The following is an 18,839-nucleotide window of genomic DNA, read 5'->3' on the forward strand; positions in this document are numbered from 1 at the left end:
GTCCCCGATGGTGCTGTCGATGGTCAGGCCACCGTGCCGACCAGATCCGGCCGGCTCAACCCTTCGGCCGCGATCCAGCTCGCCACGCCGAACAGCGCCGCGTCGTCGTTGGCGCGGCCGAGCAGCTGCAAGCCGAGCGGCAGGCCTTCGTCGGCCAGCACCGGGATGGTCAGCGCCGGACAGCCGAGCAGCGACGCCGACACGTTCATCGCCGTGTTGCCGGTCGTGCCGAGGCCGACCGGAGCCGCACCGCAGGCGCCGAGCGTGATCAGCGCGTCGTATTTCGCTGCGGCCTTGGCCCAGGTTGCGCGCACCGCTTCGCGCCGCGCCAGCAATTCACCGAACTGCTTCTGCGTCATCTTCTCGGCGGCAAGCAGCCGGTCGCGTGCCGACTGGCTGAGCTTGGTCGGGTCCATGTCCGAATAGGTGTTGAGCGGCCAGCGGCCCTCCCACGCGTTGATCGACATGGTGAGGTCCATCGCCTCCGACAGCGACTGGTCGACCGCCTCGATGTCGGGATCGTCGGCGCGGCTGAGCAGTTCGATGCCGACCGTCTGCAGTCGCTGCTTCGCGGCGGCGAACGCCTTGCGTCCGCCTTCGCTGGTGTGCTTCCAGCCATACGTCTCGACAATGGCGAGCTTGCCGGGCCTGGTGCGCGTCTTGAAATCGACGTCGCCGGTGAGACCGACAAAGCCCGGATCGCCGCCGGCGCGGTCGGCGATCGCGCGCAGCACCGCCCAGGTGTCGGCCAGCGTCGCGCCGATGGCGCCCTGGCAGCTCTGGCTGAAGTGATCGTGCGAGCCGCTCCGGTTGATCGCGCCGACGCTCGGCTTGAAGCCGACCGCGCCGCAGAAGCTCGCGGGCCGCAGGATCGAGCCGACCACCTGCGTGCCGAGCCCAGCCGGCACCATGCCGGCGCCGACCGCCGCGGCCGAGCCGCTCGACGAGCCGCCCGGCGTGCGCTTCGGATCGTGCGGGTTCTGCGTCTTGTGCCACGGATGGCTCGAGGCGAACTCGGTGGTGGTGGTCTTGCCGATGATCACCGCGCCGGCTTCGCGCAGCGCATGCACGCTCGCGGAGTCGCGCTTCCAGTCGGTGCCCTCCCACATCGGGGAGCCCTGACCGGTCGGCATGTCGGCGGTCTCGATGATATCCTTGATCGCGACCGGCATCCCATCGATAGGCGACAGCGGCTTGCCGTTGGCCCAGCGCTTGGCCGAATCCTCGGCGGCCTGGCGGGCGCCGTCGCGGTTGACCGTGACGAAAGCGCCAATGCTCTTGTCGAGCTGCGTGATCTTGCTCAGCGTCTCTTCGAGATAGGTCTTGGGGCTGAGCTTGCCCGAGCGCAGGTCGGCGCCGTGCGAGACATAGCCCCGCAGCTTGTGGGAGCGCATGCTGAGATCGTTCATGGCCGCACCGCCGGGGTTTCGACCTTCATTCCGCGTGCTCGCCACATCAGATACAGCTCCATATTCACGTGTTCCGCCGAGCCGAACGCATAGGGTTCGGCGCGCATCCCAATCATGCAGTTCCTGAGCCGCCGCTGCAATGACCCGACACTTTGCCATTCCAGGCGGTAGATCGGATAGCCGGTCGGATGTGCCTGCGGCACTTTGTTGCCGGCGAGGCTCTTGCCCCAGTTGTCGTCGTGACACTGGGCGCAGGCGAGGTTGAGTTGCCCCTGGCGCTGGTTGTAGATCGCGCGGCCTTGCTCGATGAACGGCGCAAGCCGCGGATCGTTCGGCGGCGCGATCGGCTCGCCGCGCGATTGCAGGCCCAGATAGGTGGTGAGCGCCAGCATCTCCTTGCTCTCGAACGTGAACGGCGTCGCGTTCTGATGGCGCTCACGGCAGAGGTTGATGCGCTGCTCGAGGTCGACCGGACCGCCGAGCTTGTCGTCGAAGGCCGGATAGCGCGCCGCGACGCCCTTCATCTTCTCCGCCGCGTCGCCGTGGCAGTCGGCGCAGGATTTTCTGGCGCTGCCGGCTTTCGCCTGCCACAGCGCTTCGCCGTCGAGCACCGACAGCATGGCCGGATTGGCGGTGTCGTCGTCCTGCATCGCCTTGTTGTCGGCGCTCATATCCTCATAGCCCGAGCGTCGCTCGTTCAGCGGGATTTCAGCACGAGCTGTGACGAACGGGGCTGCCAGGATGGCGGCCAGCGCGAGCCGTCGCAGGACAGCGGCAGCGCTCATTCGACTGTGATGTTCGCGGAGGCGTCCGCCACGAAGCCGTTGTCGCCGGTCCACTTGAACGCGATGGTGCCGCTCTCGGTCGCGACCGTATAGAAGGTGATGAACGGGTTCGCCGAGATCGCCGGATAGAGCGTGGCGTTGAAAATCTCTTCGCCGTTGTAGGTGCACACCATCGAGGTGATGATGTCGCGCGGGATCGGCTTGCCGGTGTTGTCGTGGCGGAAGCCGTTTTCCATGATGTGCGAGATCAGCGACTTGATCGCGATCACCTCGCCGCGCTTGGCCTTGGCCGGAACGTTGATGAGGGTGCGGGCAGCCATCAGACCGGATCCTCCAGACAGGCGCTGATCGTCAGGATCACGTCGACCTTGTCGGACCAGAACGTGCCGTCGGACAGTTCGCAGATCGCGATCACCGACTGCGTGTCGGCGAGCCGGATGCGCGTCGAGATCTCGGCCTTGCCGGAGCGCGGCCCGAGCTTGGCGCTGATCACGTTCGACTGCGGGTTCTTCTCGGTGAGGACGTGGATCGATTTGACGTAATTGGTCGCGGTCATCGGGCTGTCGACCGAGACCGTGATGGCGACCGAGTTTCCGTTCTCGACCAGCGGCGGGATGTTGAGCTTGATCTTGCCGGGCTTCGCTTCGGCGTTCCCGGTGATCTCGCGGATCGCCGCGGCCATCGAGGCCGGTGTCGCAATCGCGGGCCGCACGATCAGCATGGCGCCGGCTCCGGCCAAAAACATGCGACGGCTTGCTCCCGCGGTCATTCCGGGGCGCGCCGAAGGCGCGAACCCGGAATCCAGACGCGAGTTCGGTGTCTGCGTCTGGATTCCGGGTTCGCTTGCTTCGCAAGCGCCCCGGAATGACTGCGGAGGGAGTTGAGCCATCATCCTAATCCTTCAGCGTCATCAGAAAGGCCACCACGTCCTCGATCTGCTCCGCGGTCAGCACCGGCTTGCCGCGGAAGTTCGCCGCCACGCGGGTCAGACCGTCGATCCGGTAGAACGACGGCATGATGGTCGCGGGGTTGAGCCGGGAGGCGTCGACCATGCGCAGCCGCAATTCGCCCTCCGACCAGCGCGACCCGGTGCCGCCCAAGCTGGGCGACAGATCGCCCTGGAAGCGTTGGTCTGGAAATGGGCCTGAATGGCACAGCAAACAAGTGTTCTCGCGCTTGACCACGATGGCCCGGCCGTTCGCCGGATCGCCGGGCTTGCCGGTCAGCGACTTCGGGATGGCGTCGCCCACCACGGCGTAAGGCACCAGCGCCGCAGCCGTGGAGTCCTGCGCGGCGCCGGGCGCGCAGGCCAGCACAACAAGGGCCATTGCAAGTGCGCCGCGGCCGGTCATCCGAAGGTCTCGCCGGTGATGGTGCGGAACCAGGCGTCGGCCTGATCGGCCTCGTCCTTGCGCAGCGAGCGCGGAGCATCCTGCGGGCTGATGATCACGCCGGGGCCGGATTCGGCATACAGGTCGTCGGCCGGGCGATAGGTCCCGCGCTGCGAGATCGCGTAGTCCGGCGCGATCAGGCTGTAGCACGAGCTGGTCAGCGTCGGCGCTTCGGGGCTTTTGCCTCCGAACAGCGCCGCAATCGCCGCGGCGCAAATCCGGCTCTGTGATTGCGCTGCCGACGCCGAGCGCGGCATCGCGCCCGCGATCGCGGCGTCGCCGATCACGTGGATGTTCTTTTGCAGCTTCGATTCGAATGTCAGCGGATCGACCGGACACCAGCCGGTGCGGTCGGCGACGTGGGCGAGGTCGGCGGCGCGTCCGGCCGTTTGCGTCGGGATGATGCTCGCGACCGCGGCCTGGTATTTGTCGAAGTCGGTCGAGATGGTCTTGCTCGAAGCCTCGATCTGGCTCAGCGCGCCGCCGTTCGACAGCCCGACCCACTCGATTAAGCCGGGATAGAGCTCCTGCCATGCCGCCTCGAACAGCTTCTGCATGGTGAAGTTTTCTTTCTGGTCGAGCACGATCACCTTGGAGCGCGGCTTCCGCGTCTTCAAATAGTGGGCAATAAGACTGGCGCGCTCGTAAGGCGCGGGCGGGCAGCGCGCCGGATTGACCGGCGAGGTGACGACGACGGTGCCGCCGTCCGCCATGGCTTCGAGCTGGCGGCGCAGCACCATGATCTCGGCGGCGTTGTTGAAGGCGGCCGGCATCGTCTCGGCGGCGGCGCGGTCGTAGCCCTGCACGAAGCCCGCGCGAAAATCGATGCCGGGCGAGACCACCAGGCGGTCGTAGGCGAGGAGCGTCGCGCCGTTTGCGAGAGTCACCGTCCGTTTTTCGGGGTCGACGGCAGTCGCCGCGGCATTGATCACGTCGATGCCGGCGGCCTTGACCTTGTCGTAGCCGAACTCCTGATGGCTGAGCTCCATCAGGCCCGCGATCACGGCGTTGCTCTGCGGCGGCGCCGTGTAGGTCGCATTGGTCTCGATGAGTGTGATGTTGATCTTCGGGTCGGCATTGCGCAGCGCGCGGGCGCATCCCGTCCCGCCAAAGCCACCGCCGATGATGACCACGCGCGGGCCTGCGCCTTGCGATAGCGCCGGCTTAAAGCACGCCGTCGCCGCACCAATCGCTGCAGCAGACTTCAAGAACTGTCGCCGAGTTCTCTGCACTCGATCCGTCATCCTGAGGTGCGAGTCAAACGAGCCTCGAAGGATGCGGCCCCGGGCCGTCGCCCTTCGAGGCTCGCCTGCGGCGGGCACCTCAGGGTGACGGGGATAGGGCCGGGCCCGTTCGCTCCAACCTTATCTTACTCTCTATTATTCGAAACATTACTCGAAACGCGGACGGCGGCCTTTTGGGCCGCCGCCCTGTCTTGTCAGTCAACCGTTATGCGAGCTGCAAGTTCTGGTTCTTCAGCGGGAAGGTGCGGAAGCGCGTGCCGGTCGCCGCGAAGATGGCGTTGAGCACGGCCGGCGCCGCCACGAAGATCGTCGGCTCGCCGACGCCGCCCCAGAAGTCGTTGCTCGGCATGATGACCGTCTCGACCTTCGGCATCTCCGACATGCGGAGCGAACCGAAGGTGTCGAAGTTGGTCTCGACCACCGCGCCATCCTTGATGGTGATGCCGCCGTGGAACAGCGCCGACAGCCCGTAGACGAACGAGCCGGCAATCTGCCGCTCGATCTGCGCTGGGTTGACGGCGTGGCCCGGATTGGTCGCCGCAACGATCCGGTGCAGCTTCACCTTGTTCCCGGTGACCGACACCTCGGCCGCCGCCGCGACATAGCTGCCGTAGCCCATATGCTGGCAGATGCCGCGGTGAATGCCTTGCGGCGCCGGCTTGTCCCAGCCGACCTTCTCGGCCACGGCGTTCAGCACGCCGAGGTGCTTCGGGAACTTCGCCATCATCTTGCGGCGGAACGCCAGCGGGTCCTGACCCGCGGCATGCGCCATCTCGTCGATGAAGCATTCCAGATAGATGGCGTTCTGGTTGTTGTTCACACCGCGCCAGAACCACGGCGGAACATGCGGGTTGCGCATGGAGTGGTCGATCAGCAGGTTCGGGATCTCGTAGCCGAACGCGCCCTCGGCGCCGCCCGGGTTGAGGCCCTGGAACACCGCCGGATCGGCACCCGCCTGCATCGCCTCCGGACGCGCATAGGCCAGGATCGACTGGCCGGAGATGCGCATGTGCAGCCCGGTGACGTTGCCGTCCTTGTCGAGCGCGCCGGTGAGCTTGCACTGCGTCACCGGATGATAGACGCCCTGCGTCATGTCCTCTTCGCGGGACTTGAGCAGCTTGATCGGCGTGCCGGGCATCTGCTTGGCGATCGACACGGCTTCCGTGACGTATTCGCTGCGCGTGCGACGGCCGAAGCCGGTGCCGAGCATCAGCCGATGCACATCGACCTTGTCGGCGGGCAGGCCCGATGCGGCGATCGCCGCGGCGTAGGCTGCTTCGCCATTCTGCGTGCCGGTCCACACCTCGCACTTGTCGGCGGTGACGAGCGCGGTGGCGTTCATCGGCTCCATGCAGGCGTGGCTCTGGTACGGATAGGCGTAGACGGCTTCCACCTTCTTCGCCGCACCCGCAATCGCGGCCTGCGCGTCGCCGGCCTTGTTGCCGACGAACTTGGTCTCGGCCGTCAGGCCTTCCTCGAGCCACTTCGCGATCGACTCGGACGAGACCTTGGCGCCTTCGCCCTTGTCCCATTCGATCGGCAGCGCATCGAGCGCGGTCTTGGCGTGCCACCAGGTGTCGGCAACCACGGCGACCGATTTGTCGTCGACCTGGACGACCTTCTTGACGCCCTTCATGCCGCTGACCTTGGCGGCATCAAAGCTCTTCACCTTGCCGCCGAACACCGGGCAATCCTTGATCGCGGCGTTCAGCATGCCGGGCAGCGTGAAGTCGACGCCGTACATCATCTTGCCGACGACCTTGTCGGCGGTGTCGAGCCGCTTCAGCGGCTTGCCGGCGATCTTCCATTCTTCCGGCTTCTTGAGCGCGGGCTTCTCCGGCACCGGCAGCTTCGAGGCGGCTTCCGCCACCTTGCCGTAGGTCGTGGTCTTGCCCGAGGCCTTGTGCGTGATCACGCCGGCCGATGCCGAGCACTCCGAGGCCGGCACCTTCCACTCGTTGGCCGCGGCCGCAATCAGCATCATGCGGGCGGCAGCGCCGCCCTCGCGCACATACTGGTTCGACTCGCGGATGGCGCGGCTGCCGCTGGAGTTGTAGTTGCCCCAGGCGCGCTTGCGCTTCACGTTGTCGGCCGGCGTCGGATATTCGACCGTGACCTTGGACCAGTCGCAGTCGAGCTCTTCGGCGACCAGCTGAGCGAGGCCGGTCTGCGAGCCCTGGCCCATCTCGGCGCGGACGATGCGGATGGCGACAGTGTCATCCGGCTTCACCGCAACCCAGATGCCGAGCTCGTTCGGCGTCAGGTTCTCGAGGAATTGCGCGCGATCGCCGGGGGCGGCGAGCGCAGCCTTGGGGCCGAACGCGAGCGCGAGACCGCCGGCGGCCGAGCCGATGACGAAAGCGCGACGATTCATTTTTGGAACGAAATTCATTGTCGCCCTCCTTACGCGTTCGCCGCGGCGTGGATCGCCGCGCGGATCTGCTGGAAGGTGCCGCACCGGCAGATGTTGGTCATCTCGCGGTCGATGTCGGCGTCGGTCGGCTTCGGCTTGTTCTTGAGGAGCTCCACCGCGGCCATGATCTGGCCGGACTGGCAGTAGCCGCACTGCGGCACGTCGTGCTCGATCCAGGCCTTCTGCACCTTGTGCAGGATGCCGTTCTGCGCGAGGCCTTCGATGGTGGTGATCTTGGTGTTGACCGCGCCGCTCACCGGGAACGAGCAGGAGCGGGTCGCGACGCCGTCGACGTGGACGGTGCAGGCGCCGCACTGCGCGATGCCGCAGCCGTATTTGGTGCCGGTGAGACCGACGTTCTCGCGGATCGCCCACAGCAGTGGCGTCTCCGGTTCGACGTCGATGTCGTAGTCTTTGCCGTTGATATTCAGGCGGACCATTCTCGAAACCTCCCAGGTGAGAACACCGGTCAGCACATCTGAAGACCGGCGGGTGAATCGTGGGCCAGACTGTAATTAGATTACTTCCAGGCAACAACCTCGCCGGGACGCGCAGCTGATCAAGCCAAATTGATTTGCGGCTATTTGGCTCATTCTCGGCGCGATCTTTGGCGCCTGTTGGATGGGCAGCTCACAAAAAGAGACGGCGGCCGTGCGGCCGCCGCCCCCTGTCCCTTGCGGTGCGACCCGTCAGGCGATCTGCACGTTGTGGTTCTTGAGCGGGAAGGTGCGCATGCGCTTACCGGTGGCCTTGAAGTAGGCGTTGAGCACCGCCGGCGCCGCCACGCAGATGGTCGGTTCGCCGACGCCGCCCCAGGCCCCCGTGCCGCCGCTCGGCATGATGATCGACTCGACCTTCGGCATCTCGGCAATTCGCATCGAATTGAAGGTGTCGAAGTTGGTCTCCTGGATCGCGCCGTCCTTGACGGTGTTTTCCTGGTAGAACAGCGCCGAGAGCCCGTAGACGAACGAGCCCGCGACCTGCTTGTCGATCTCGAGCGGGTTGACGGCGTAGGTTGGATCGGTGGCCGCGACGATGCGGTGGATCCTGATCTTGTTGCCGCCGCCTTCGACCGAGATCTCCGCGGCGCCCGCCACGTAGGCGTTGAACGCGTTCATGTGTGCGAGGCCGCGGAACACACCCGGCGCTGCAGGCTTGCCCCAGCCGATCTTCTCGGCCACCGCATTGAGCACCGCGAGATTGCGCGGATGCTTGGTCATCAGCTTCCTGCGGAACTCCAACTCATCCTGGCCGGCGGCCTGGGCGAGCTCGTCCATGAAGCACTCGAGGAAGATGCAGTTCTGGTTGATGTTCACGCCACGCCAGAAGCCCGGCAGGATGTGCGGGTTGCGCATGGAGTGGTCGATCATCAGGTTCGGGACCGAGTAGCCGAAGGCGTGCTCGGTGCCTTGCGGCATCAGACCCTGGAACGTCAGCGCGTCCTTGCCTTTGTCGAGCATGGTCGGGAAGACGGAGGCGACGATCGACTGGCCCGACAGCCGCAGATGCAGGCCGGTCAGGTTGTTGTCCTTGTCGAACGCGCCGACCATCTTGGCTTGCATCACCGGATGGTAGCGGCCGTGGGTCATGTCTTCTTCGCGGGACCACAGGAGCTTGACCGGCGTGCCGGGCATCTCCTTGGCGATCAGCACCGCCTGCGTGACGTAGTCGTGGAACGCGCCACGCCGGCCGAAGCCGCCGCCGACCTGCTGCTTGTAGACCTCGCACTTGTCGGCCGGCAGGCCCGACGCCGCGACCGCGGCGGCGAACGCCGCCTCGCCATTCTGCGACGACACCCACACCTCGCACTTGTCGGCGGTGACGAGCGCGGTTGCGTTCATCGGCTCCATCGGTGCGTGGTTTAGGTACGGATAGGCGTAGACCGCCTCGACCTTCTTCGCAGCGCCCGCGATCGCAGCCTTGACGTCGCCGTTGGCGTTGCCGACGAAGGCTTCCGGCGCGTCGAGGCCTTCCTTGAGCCACTGCGCGATGCTGGCGCTCGACACCTTGCCGCCTTCACCCGGATCCCACTCGATGTTGACGGCCTTCACGGCGGCGTTGGCGTGCCACCAGGTGTCGGCGACCACGGCGACGCCGGAATCACCGACCTGCAGCACCTTCTTGACGCCCGGCATCTTGGAAGCCTGGGCGGCGTCGAAGCTCTTCACCTTGCCGCCCTGCACCGGGCAGTCGCGGATCGAGGCGTTGAGCATTCCGGGCAGCTTGATGTCGACGCCGTAGATCTGCTTGCCGGTGACGCGATCCGGCGTGTCGAGACGCCGCAGCGGCTTGCCCGCGATCTTCCAGTCCTTCGGATCCTTCAGCGCCGGCTTCTCCGGCACCGGCAGCTTGGCTGCGGCTTCGGCGAGCTTGCCGTAGCTGAGCTTCTTTCCGGAGGGATTGTGCGTGACGACGCTCGACGCCGCGCTGCATTCGGCAACCGGCACCTTCCATTCGTTCGCCGCCGCCTGCACGAGCATCAGGCGCGCGGCTGCGCCGCCCTGCCGCACATATTCGTGCGACATGCGGATGCCGCGGCTGCCGCCGGTGGAGAAATCGCCCCACGCGCGTTTACGTGCGACGTTCTGGCCGGGCGTTGGGAATTCCCATGTCACCTTCGACCAGTCGCATTCCAGCTCCTCGGCGACGAGCTGGCACAGACCGGTGAGCGTGCCTTGCCCCATCTCGGAGCGCGCCACGCGGATGACGACCGTGTCGTCGGGCTTGATCACGACCCAGACGCCGATTTCCGGCGAGCCGTCAGCGGCGCGAGCCACCCGTGCGCCGCCCGGCAATTCGAGGCCGATCGAGAGGCCGCCGCCAACCGCGGCAGCACCGATGACGAAAGCGCGGCGATTCATTTTCGGAACGAAATTCATGCGCGCCTCCCTTTAAGCGTTGGCCGCGGCATGGATCGCCGCGCGGATCTGCTGGAAGGTGCCGCACCGGCAGATGTTGGTCATCTCGCGGTCGATGTCGGCGTCGGTCGGCTTCGGCTTGTTCTTGAGGAGCTCCACCGCGGCCATGATCTGGCCGGACTGGCAGTAGCCGCACTGCGGCACGTCGTGCTCGATCCAGGCCTTCTGCACCTTGTGCAGGATGCCGTTCTGCGCGAGGCCTTCGATGGTGGTGATCTTGGTGTTGACCGCGCCGCTCACCGGGAACGAGCAGGAGCGGGTCGCGACGCCGTCGACGTGGACGGTGCAGGCGCCGCACTGCGCGATGCCGCAGCCGTATTTGGTGCCGGTCAGGCCGACGTTCTCGCGGATCGCCCAGAGCAGTGGCGTCTCCGGTTCGACGTCGATGTCGTAGTCCTTGCCGTTGATGTTGAGACGAAGCATTCCCGAACCTCCCCAGGTTTGAGATTGCCGGCCGACACACCTGAAGGCCGGCAATATTTTCTTTGGAAGGCAAAAGTCTAATTGGACCAGTTCAAATCAACAATCGCGGGCGTTCACGATTCCGCGCGGAAACCAGCGGTATTGGCGATGTCGTGGGCCGGCACGCTTCGTAGTCTGGAATTCGAATTATAAAAACTCGTAACTATATGATATTGCTAAAGAATTTCTGATTCTCTAGGGTCGCCCCGGCATTATGGGATGGGGTGAGAAATGAGTGGGCAGAGGACCCGGGTATGGAATGCCCGGCAGGTAATTTGCGCAGCGGTGTCGATGATTTCCTACGCCGCGCTGACGACAAGCCTGGCGGCACAACAGCAAGCGAAAGTGAGTCCAGCGGCGCGCGATGCACGCGCGCAAGCGCAGTCGGATCAATCGGTGTCGCTGCCGCGCATCAATGTTCATCGCGCCAAACCGCAGCCGCGTCGTCGCGTTGCTGTTCGGCCTGCGCCGGCTCCGCCACCGGCTGCGCCGCGACCCGTGGTTCAAGGCGAGCGAGGCACTGGTCCCGTCAGCGGCTACACGGCAAGCCAGAGTGTCACGGCGACCAAGACCGACACGCCGGTTCTTGAAACACCGCAGTCGATCTCTGTCGTCACGAAAGATCAGGCCACCGCGCAGGGCGCGCAGACACTCACGCAGGCGCTGCACTACGTGCCGGGCGTGACGTTCGACACCTACAGTTCGAACACCTTCTTCGACGCCATCAAGGTGCGCGGCTTCGACGCTCCGCAATATCTCGATGGCCTGCGGCTGCCGAAAGATCCCGGCACGCAGTTCGCCATCCCGCGCATCGAGCCTTACGGGCTCGAGCGCTTCGAAGTGTTGAAGGGACCATCGTCCGGGCTCTACGGCCAGACCGAACCTGGCGGTCTGGTCAACATGGTGAGCAAGCGGCCGGTCTTCACGCCGTTCGTCGAAATGATCGGACAGACCGGTTCGTTCGATCGCCTGCAAGGCTCGTTCGATGCCGGCGGGCCGTTGGGCGGCAAGGATTCCAAGTTCGCTTATCGGATCACCGGTCTCGCGCGCGATTCCGGCACGCAATACGACTACCAGCAGGACAACAAGCTCTTCATCGCGCCGAGCCTGACGTATCAGCCGACGCCGGACACGTCATTCACGTTCCTCAGCCACTATCAGAAGATCGACAACAAGGGATTCCAACAGTACGTCCCCGGCGTGGGCTCGCTGTACGGCAATCCGAACGGCCGGATTCCTTCGAGCCGTTATATCGGCGAACCGAATGTCGACGGTTACCGGCTGGAGCAATACGGCATCGGCTACGCGTTCGAGCATCGCATCAACGAGATCTTCCAGTTCCGGCAGAATCTCCGTTTCCTTTCGAACGGGATGGACCTCGCCGCGACGCGGCCCGAGGGTCTCGCCGGCGATCTGCGGACCGTCAGCCGCTCGATGAACTACGTACAGGCCGACACGCGGGATTTCGCCATCGACAACCAGCTGCAGGCCGATTTCTTCACCGGGCCTTTCAAGCACAAGGTTCTGGCCGGCATCGATTACATCGACATCAAAAGCCAGTCGGACTATCGCTCAACGTTCATCTCGCCGATCAACATGTTCGCTCCGAACTACGGCGCCTTTGTGCCGTCGGCATCGTCACTGGCGCCGATCATCCTGCGCGATGACACGCAGAAGCAGACCGGCATCTATCTTCAGGACCAGATCAAGTTCGACCGCTTTACGCTGACGCTGACCGGCCGCCACGACGAAGCGAGCCAGGAGAGTGTGAGCAAGGGCAGCTTCCCGCCGCCCGGAGTGACCAGATCCGATGATCGGGCCGATACGGGGCGTGTGGGTCTCAATTACCTGTTCGACTTCGGCCTTGCGCCTTACGTCAGCTATTCGACGTCGTTCAATCCCGCGCTCGGCACCACGCTCTCCGGCAGTCCCTTCAAGCCGACCACGGGCACGGGCCAGGAGATCGGCGTGAAGTACAAGCCGCCGGGCTCGAACCTGCTGTTCACCGCTGCGGCATTCGACATCACGCAGCAGAACGTCCTCACGGCCGATCCAAGCAACGTCTTCTTCAGCGTGCAGACCGGCGAGGTCGAGGTGAAGGGCTTCGAGTTCGAAGTGCGCGGCAACGTCACGCGGAACCTGGAGATCGTCGGCGGCTACAGCCACCTCGATCCGAGGGTCACGCGCAGCAACGACGGCAACGTCGGCAACTTCATGGTCAATGTCCCGCGCGAGCAGGCGTCGCTGTGGGGCGTCTACACCTGGTACAACGGGCCGCTGGCAGGTTTCGGCATCGGCGCTGGCGTCCGCTATGTCGGCGAGGCTTATGCCGACAACGCCAACCAGGTTCGCATCCCGTCCTACACGCTGTACGACGCCGCGCTCTATTACGACTTCGCCTATTTGCGTCCGGACCTGAAGGGCTGGAAGGCGCAGCTCAACGCGCTGAACCTGTTCGATCACTATTACGTCGCATCCTGCGTGATCAACGTGAACTACTGCGGCATGGGCCAGGCGCGCACCGTTCTGCTCGCGTTGAAGTACAACTGGCAGCAGGAGGATAGCCCGCAGAGAGGCCTGATCACGAAATGAACACGCGGACGATCCGCCGATGGTCCTGGGTCCACAAATGGACCAGCTTGGTCTGCACGGCATTTCTCTTGATGCTGTGCATCACCGGGCTGCCGCTGATCTTCAAGGACGAGATCGACGAGCTGCTGCACGAGGAGGTCGCGGCGGCCGAGGTCCCGGCGGGCACGCCGAAGGCCGATCTCGACCGCGTGGTCGCGGCGGGCCTGGCGCAGCATCCGGGTCAGGTGGTGCAGTTCCTGATCTGGGACCGCGATGAGCCGGACAAGGTGACGTTGTCGGTCGGGAAATCCTACGATTCCGATCCGACCAAGAACGTCTTCGTTCATGTCGATGCGCACACCGGGACATACCTGGACTCGCCCGATGTCACACACCGTCTGACCTACATTCTGCTCAAGCTGCACACCGACATGTTTGCCGATCTGCCGGGCAAGCTGTTCCTCGGATTGATGGGGCTGCTGTTCGTCGTCGCCATTGTTTCGGGCGTGGTGGTCTATGCGCCGTCGATGCGGAAGCTCGAGTTCGGCACCGTGCGTCGTCACCGGCCGCGGCGGGTGCGCTGGCTCGATCTGCATAATCTTCTGGGCGTGGTCACGGTCGGCTGGGCGCTGGCGGTGGGCTTCACCGGCGTGGTCAACACCTGGGCCGACGTCATCCTGAAGATCTGGCAATTCGGCCAGCTCGCCGAGATGACCGGGCCGTTCAAGGGCATGCCGGTGCCGCAGAATCTGCACTCGATCGAGGCTGTGGTGCAGACCGCCAAGCGCGAGGTGCCGGGCATGATCCCGTTCTTCGTCGCCTATCCGGGCACGCCCTTCACCAGCACCGCGCATTTCGCGGTGTTCATGCGCGGCGACACGCCGTTGACCTCGCGGCTGCTCAAGCCGGCGCTCATCAATGCGGCGACCGGCGAGTTCACCGATTCGCGCGATCTGCCTTGGTACGTGACGGCGCTGCTGGTGTCGCAGCCGCTGCATTTCGGCGACTATGGCGGCATGCCGCTCAAGATCATCTGGGCGGTGCTCGACATCATCACGATCATGGTGCTCGGAAGCGGGCTTTATCTCTGGCTGTGGCGCGCGCCGCGCGTGCGTCGCGAGCCGGCCGCCGAGATCGCTGCGCCATCTTACGGACCATCGGCATGACATTCGAAGCGAAGACGCGGCGGCGCCGACAGAGTCTCGGCGCGATTTTCGTCGTGCCGGCCATTCTCGCCATGCTCAGTGGTATCGGACTGATCTCGGCGCTGCTCGGCGACGGCATGTGGGACGGTCTGTCGTGGCTGGCGCTGTCGGTGCCGATCGTCGTGGTGATCTGGTTCGCGCTCTTGCGGCGGCGACGCGGCTCGAGAAATGATTGATCATTGCATTGCATGAACGCGCTGCATAACGGATGATTGTTGCGGTCCGCCTCAGCAATCCTCGACCGACCCGTCGCGGTAGCAGGCGAGATCAGAATTGCAATTGATGCACTTGACGCGTTCGCGCGAACGACACCATCCTGACGCCTTACATGCTCTCATTATCGTTGACCCCGGTTCGGGGGGATGAAGACGCGCGATCCAAGCAATCCCTCAAGCGAGATGAAGCCAACCGGCATGATCAGGAAGCTCGTAACGAAATTCGTTTCTTCGGTGGGCAAGAGTCGGAGTCGGATCAAACGGGCGACTTTGTTGGCAGAGCAGAACGCCAAACAGATGGGTGCATTGATCCTGGAAGTCCAAGGCATTTCCACTCGCCTGGACGATATCCAGAAAACGTTGTCGCAGCTATCCGCCGAAACGCGCGCGCAATTTCAGGCGACACACAAAAGCATCGAAGAGCGGTTCGATGCCTTCGAAAGGCAAATAGCCGGAGACCGGACTACGTTCAGGATGTCGTCAAGTGCTGCCCAGGAGGACTCATCTGGTCAATAGCGATTGGACATCAATGGCTGTGCCATTCATCGACGGACGTTGACGCGAGCGGAAGGTTTATAGGGAGGCTCGTTGTGAATTTCCGCCGTATCGACGTTCAAGACCGAGCACGTACCGCCATTATCTGGCTGACGCATTTTCATGAAGATAAATCATTCGCCGCGTTTCAGCGTCTCTCCTCAGAAGTAGGGCAGCAATTCGATACTTACGCGGTGCTGAATGGAGGAGAAAATAGTGAACCGCATCCTTTGTATATAAACCTGACGCAGGACGACCTTAGAAAGGCATTGCCAACTCGGGCGTCAGGCGTTCTGGAATCGGGCGATCTGCTTGCAGGATATGGTGATTGCCTTCGGCTCGCTGCTATCGCCGCGATTCACCCTTATCGTTTCTATTGGTTTATCGAGTACGACGTCGATTTCTCGGGAGCGTGGCTCGATTTTTTTCAAGCATTCGAAGGCAATACGGCTGACTTGTTGGGAACCACTCTACATTCGCGTTCGGACGATCCCGATTGGTATCATTGGCGCACTTTTGGCGCGCCGCAGGACGTTTCAACCAATACCTATCACAAGGGGTTTTTTCCGATCTCTCGCATATCCGGCCGCTTAGCAAGGCAGTATCGGCTTGAAATTATCGGCGACTGGCAGGGCCATTTCGAGGCTTTGCTGCCAACCATCGCGATTTACCGCGGTTTAAGGGTAGAGGACATCGGCGGCAATGGACCATTTGCGCCCGCAGAGCGCGCTGGCCGGTTTTATTCCGACACTGGCTTACTCTATCCTGGCACCTTCCGTTATCGCCCCCCGGTGTCCAACTCCTATTTTTCAGAGAGCAATCCCGATTTTTCCGAACCTGGAAAATTATGGCACCCGATCAAGACCGACGATTTCCAAGCGCAGCATCGGTCGATTCGTTACCCCGCAGCACAGCCCAAGGAAATTGGTCCTCCGCACCTTTTCGATGGCGAGCACGGTTTTTTCGAATCCGTGCTGAGACGCGGTGTCGACAGATATCAGGAGTTCGGTGTCGGAGGATCGACCGTCGCCGTCATTCAAGCCGGCGCGACCGAAGTGGTGGTCGTGGACAGCGACCTGGCATGGGTTGAGGCCGCGAGGCACAATCACGCGATTCAACGGCATATCGAGGCCGGCTTGGCCACGATCTTACACGCGGACATCGGCCCCACTGGCGAGTGGGGATATCCCCTTAATATGAATATGAAGGCCTGGGCGGCTTACGTTTCCAAGCCCTGGGTCGAATGGGCACGGCGAGGCACTTTTCCGGACCTCGTATACGTCGATGGCCGCTTTCGTGTTGCTGCCGCTCTATCGGCTGTCATTGCCAGCCAGGACAGGACGGCGGGTGCGCTACGGGTTCTTGTCCACGATTTTGTCCCTGAGGAGAGGCCCACATACTCCAAGATGCTTGTTGCATTCGACACGATCGAGCAGGTCGGCACATTGCGATTGATGGTGCCAAAGCCCGAGCCTGATTGGTCCGCCGTCGTGTGCGCATTTCTGGAAGCGCTATCCACTCCGGAATGAAATTTCGAAGCGGCGGGCCAGGAGTTCGAATCTCTTCGAGCGCGCCACGTTGGCGCGCCCATTCAAAGTCTAGGCCGGATAGCTGCATCAATGTTGCACTTGCTTCAGAAGCACTTTGTCGAGTTCATCAAGCACCCCGGAATCGATGGTCATGTCGAATTTTCGAGCGAAGTGAGCTCGTGTCAAAGCCATCTTTGGCAAATCGCTCGTTGTAAGTGTGACCGGGTGAGCGGAATGAGCCGGCCATTCGACATAGCGCCAATTATCGTTTGAGCATTTTAAATTTGGGGCATTGCACAAAACGCTTTGGAAGTACGATTCGTCCGGGATCACGACGCCGAACCTTTCGAGATCCTTGAAATGAGCCAACAAGGCCGGCTTGGTTTGATAATAGTGAATGAGGTAGTCGACGGCCTTTTGATTGACGCAGAACCACTGCGCTCCTGCGAAACAATGAAAGTCTTTGCGAAACGGAATAAACGGATAGGTCAATACGGGGGAGGTCAATTTCAAGACCGGCAATGAAATGCCTATTCGTGCTTCGAGTTTTGGAAATCCGAACTTCTTGATGCAGTAGCGGCTTTCGTAGCAGAGTGCGTGCCACTCATTGTCATAGGGTTTGTAGGAAATTTTCTGGTGCGTGATGTGAGCATCGTATTCACTTGCACCAAAATCCCGCTGAATTGCCTCAGCAGGCTTCAGTGGGTAATCCGAACCGCTCAATACGATGAACCAATCCGGGCTCTCTTTTGCTCGACGCAACGTCGCCAACGCGCGTATTGTCGCTTCAACGAGCGAACACGTCCCCCATTTGGTTTTGACATGCGGGCTGACGAGTGAAATATTTTCCGTTAGGACAAAATCGGACGGTAGATCGCTCTGATAAAAATCGTGATGCCATCCAATCGGAGGGTGGTCAAACATACGATTAAGCGTGTTGACGAGCCGCACTGCCTGCGCAGTTTGATCATGAGTCAACAAGGCAAATCCGATCCTCTTTGGCATCGGTTTACAAGCTTGTTGGACCGGGCATGCGCATCGTCGTTGTTGATCCTATGGTGCGAGCCTGCGGTTGTCACGGTTGCCAGCGTTTGATCTCGCATAGCGCGGGTCAGTGAGCAAAACGTCCTGCGGCTCAGCCGGTTGAGATGGCGTGCCACGCCGCATTTTTCGGTTTGCATTCCCGCAAATCACGTATAGACGCGAATTTGCCTCGTTCACTGAGGGCGTCATCTAGAGACGTCTATTTGGCGGAGCGGGGTGTGGCGCCTGCAGGCGTGGTTCGTAGCCGCGTCCCAGGGTGCGATGCCATCGTCCGTCCCCGATGAGGGGGCCGCCTTCAGTGGCAGGGCGCGATCGGGTGAAAGCGGGCGCAAATGCCCCCTGGAGCATGGTGGGTGAAAACCCAGCCGGTCCGATCGAATCTCGAACGGTGGCCTCGCAATAAATCGCCACAAGTGGAGCGCCGGGAGGCGAGCGGGCCTGATCGCAAAGGCCCGCGGCACCTCTCGCAAAGGTGCCCCCAAGGTGCGCCGTCTCGGCGCTCCGCGCCCTCACTCATGTGAGGGGAAGGGAAAAGAGAGAGGCGCTGGCCCCGCGCCTGCTTTGAAGGGGCCGATGAATCACGCCTGTATGGATGTTGATGGGATGCGCTTAGGAGCGCGGGCTGTTTGACAATTGAATCGGAAAACTGGAGCCAAGCAATTTGGGTACGCGTCAACCCAAACAACCGGTGTCATTGCCGGGCTCGACCCGGCAATCCATGAGCGCGTTCAGCAAAGGCCGTCGTAAGAGCGTGCGTCGTTGCGTCACCGTATGGGCCCCCGGGTCAAGCCCGGGGGTGACGACCGCCTTGTTGACGAAGGTGGAAATCTTCGGTCGCGCGTCAGCGCTTTTCGTGATGGACCGGCCGCTTGCCGTCTTTCTCGCTCGGTGCTTCCGGCTTTGTCGCGGCCGGCTCCGCTCCGCCGCCAACGAAGAAGGGCGGATCGCTGGCCGGGAAGGTGTCCTCAAGAGCTTCGTCGACAAGACGGTCGGTGACCGGCTTTTCAGGACTGCCCTTCGGCTCGCTGGTCGCTCGTTTGGCTGTCATCACGCTGCTCCGCGCCCGAGTTCGACGTCACCTTCATCTAGGTGGTGTCGCCCGCCGGACAAGGACGACGG

General features: G+C 63.0%; 17 protein-coding genes. 5 read left to right on the forward strand and 12 right to left on the reverse strand.

The window, feature by feature from the left end; genetic code table 11:
• Positions 1-23: 23 nt before the first annotated feature.
• The 10 genes from RHPLAN_RS04890 to RHPLAN_RS04935 form a co-directional block, all read right to left on the reverse strand.
• The gene (locus RHPLAN_RS04890) at positions 24-1,409 is read right to left on the reverse strand and encodes an amidase (protein WP_068014341.1); all 1,386 of its coding nucleotides are present in this window, start codon (positions 1,407-1,409) and stop codon (positions 24-26) included.
• Entirely contained in the window at positions 1,406-2,194 is a 789-nt protein-coding gene (gene soxA, locus RHPLAN_RS04895; protein ID WP_068014343.1) for a sulfur oxidation c-type cytochrome SoxA, read from the reverse strand. Before soxA ends, RHPLAN_RS04890 begins: the two co-directional genes overlap by 4 nt.
• Positions 2,191-2,514 carry a thiosulfate oxidation carrier complex protein SoxZ gene (gene soxZ, locus RHPLAN_RS04900; RefSeq protein WP_068014346.1) on the reverse strand — a complete coding sequence of 108 codons (324 nt, stop codon included), beginning with the start codon at positions 2,512-2,514 and terminating at the stop codon, positions 2,191-2,193. Before soxZ ends, soxA begins: the two co-directional genes overlap by 4 nt.
• Positions 2,514-2,939 (reverse strand): SoxY-related AACIE arm protein, encoded by a 426-nt coding sequence (locus RHPLAN_RS04905; RefSeq protein WP_084244326.1) that lies wholly within the window; start codon positions 2,937-2,939, stop codon positions 2,514-2,516. The genes soxZ and RHPLAN_RS04905 overlap by 1 nt, the downstream gene beginning before the upstream one ends.
• A 148-nt stretch (positions 2,940-3,087) precedes the next feature.
• On the reverse strand, positions 3,088-3,546 hold the full coding sequence (gene soxX / locus RHPLAN_RS04910) for a sulfur oxidation c-type cytochrome SoxX (protein WP_442971806.1): 459 nt from the start codon (positions 3,544-3,546) through the stop codon (positions 3,088-3,090).
• Complete coding sequence (locus tag RHPLAN_RS04915; protein WP_068014349.1) at positions 3,543-4,829, reverse strand: NAD(P)/FAD-dependent oxidoreductase; 1,287 nt, start codon at positions 4,827-4,829, stop codon at positions 3,543-3,545. The genes soxX and RHPLAN_RS04915 overlap by 4 nt, the downstream gene beginning before the upstream one ends.
• Positions 4,830-5,034: 205 nt before the next feature.
• Positions 5,035-7,221 carry a xanthine dehydrogenase family protein molybdopterin-binding subunit gene (locus RHPLAN_RS04920; protein WP_068014351.1) on the reverse strand — a complete coding sequence of 729 codons (2,187 nt, stop codon included), beginning with the start codon at positions 7,219-7,221 and terminating at the stop codon, positions 5,035-5,037.
• 11 nt (positions 7,222-7,232) lie between these two features.
• Positions 7,233-7,682, reverse strand: a complete 450-nt coding sequence (locus RHPLAN_RS04925) for a (2Fe-2S)-binding protein (protein ID WP_068014353.1) — start codon at positions 7,680-7,682, stop codon at positions 7,233-7,235.
• A gap of 249 nt (positions 7,683-7,931) precedes the next feature.
• The gene (locus tag RHPLAN_RS04930; RefSeq protein ID WP_068014354.1) at positions 7,932-10,121 is read right to left on the reverse strand and encodes a xanthine dehydrogenase family protein molybdopterin-binding subunit; all 2,190 of its coding nucleotides are present in this window, start codon (positions 10,119-10,121) and stop codon (positions 7,932-7,934) included.
• Between the two features lie 12 nt (positions 10,122-10,133).
• Positions 10,134-10,583 carry a (2Fe-2S)-binding protein gene (locus RHPLAN_RS04935; RefSeq protein WP_068014355.1) on the reverse strand — a complete coding sequence of 150 codons (450 nt, stop codon included), beginning with the start codon at positions 10,581-10,583 and terminating at the stop codon, positions 10,134-10,136.
• Positions 10,584-10,913: 330 nt separating this feature from the next.
• Between RHPLAN_RS04935 and RHPLAN_RS04940 the strand changes: the two genes are divergently transcribed.
• The 5 genes from RHPLAN_RS04940 to RHPLAN_RS04960 all read left to right on the forward strand — a co-directional run bounded on the left by RHPLAN_RS04940 (position 10,914) and on the right by RHPLAN_RS04960 (position 16,676).
• Positions 10,914-13,214: a TonB-dependent siderophore receptor gene (locus tag RHPLAN_RS04940; protein WP_068014356.1), complete on the forward strand. Its 2,301-nt coding sequence runs from the start codon at positions 10,914-10,916 to the stop codon at positions 13,212-13,214.
• Positions 13,211-14,359, forward strand: coding sequence for a PepSY-associated TM helix domain-containing protein (locus RHPLAN_RS04945; protein WP_084244328.1), 1,149 nt, complete (start codon positions 13,211-13,213; stop codon positions 14,357-14,359). Before RHPLAN_RS04940 ends, RHPLAN_RS04945 begins: the two co-directional genes overlap by 4 nt.
• The gene (locus RHPLAN_RS04950) at positions 14,356-14,574 is read left to right on the forward strand and encodes a hypothetical protein (RefSeq protein ID WP_068014358.1); all 219 of its coding nucleotides are present in this window, start codon (positions 14,356-14,358) and stop codon (positions 14,572-14,574) included. The genes RHPLAN_RS04945 and RHPLAN_RS04950 overlap by 4 nt, the downstream gene beginning before the upstream one ends.
• Before the next feature lie 186 nt (positions 14,575-14,760).
• Complete coding sequence (locus RHPLAN_RS04955; RefSeq protein ID WP_157100064.1) at positions 14,761-15,129, forward strand: hypothetical protein; 369 nt, start codon at positions 14,761-14,763, stop codon at positions 15,127-15,129.
• A 74-nt stretch (positions 15,130-15,203) separates the two neighbouring features.
• A complete protein-coding gene (locus tag RHPLAN_RS04960) occupies positions 15,204-16,676 on the forward strand; it encodes a hypothetical protein (protein WP_157100065.1) in 1,473 nt (490 codons plus the stop codon).
• An 87-nt stretch (positions 16,677-16,763) separates the two neighbouring features.
• Here RHPLAN_RS04960 and RHPLAN_RS38195 read toward each other — a convergent pair whose 3' ends face one another.
• Together RHPLAN_RS38195 and RHPLAN_RS04970 are read right to left on the reverse strand one after the other, a co-directional pair.
• Entirely contained in the window at positions 16,764-17,681 is a 918-nt protein-coding gene (locus RHPLAN_RS38195; RefSeq protein ID WP_084244330.1) for a beta-1,6-N-acetylglucosaminyltransferase, read from the reverse strand.
• 880 nt (positions 17,682-18,561) lie between these two features.
• Entirely contained in the window at positions 18,562-18,768 is a 207-nt protein-coding gene (locus RHPLAN_RS04970) for a hypothetical protein (protein WP_068014368.1), read from the reverse strand.
• Positions 18,769-18,839: the final 71 nt, after the last annotated feature.

It is taken from the genome of Rhodoplanes sp. Z2-YC6860, assembly GCF_001579845.1.
Lineage (GTDB): Bacteria > Pseudomonadota > Alphaproteobacteria > Rhizobiales > Xanthobacteraceae > Z2-YC6860.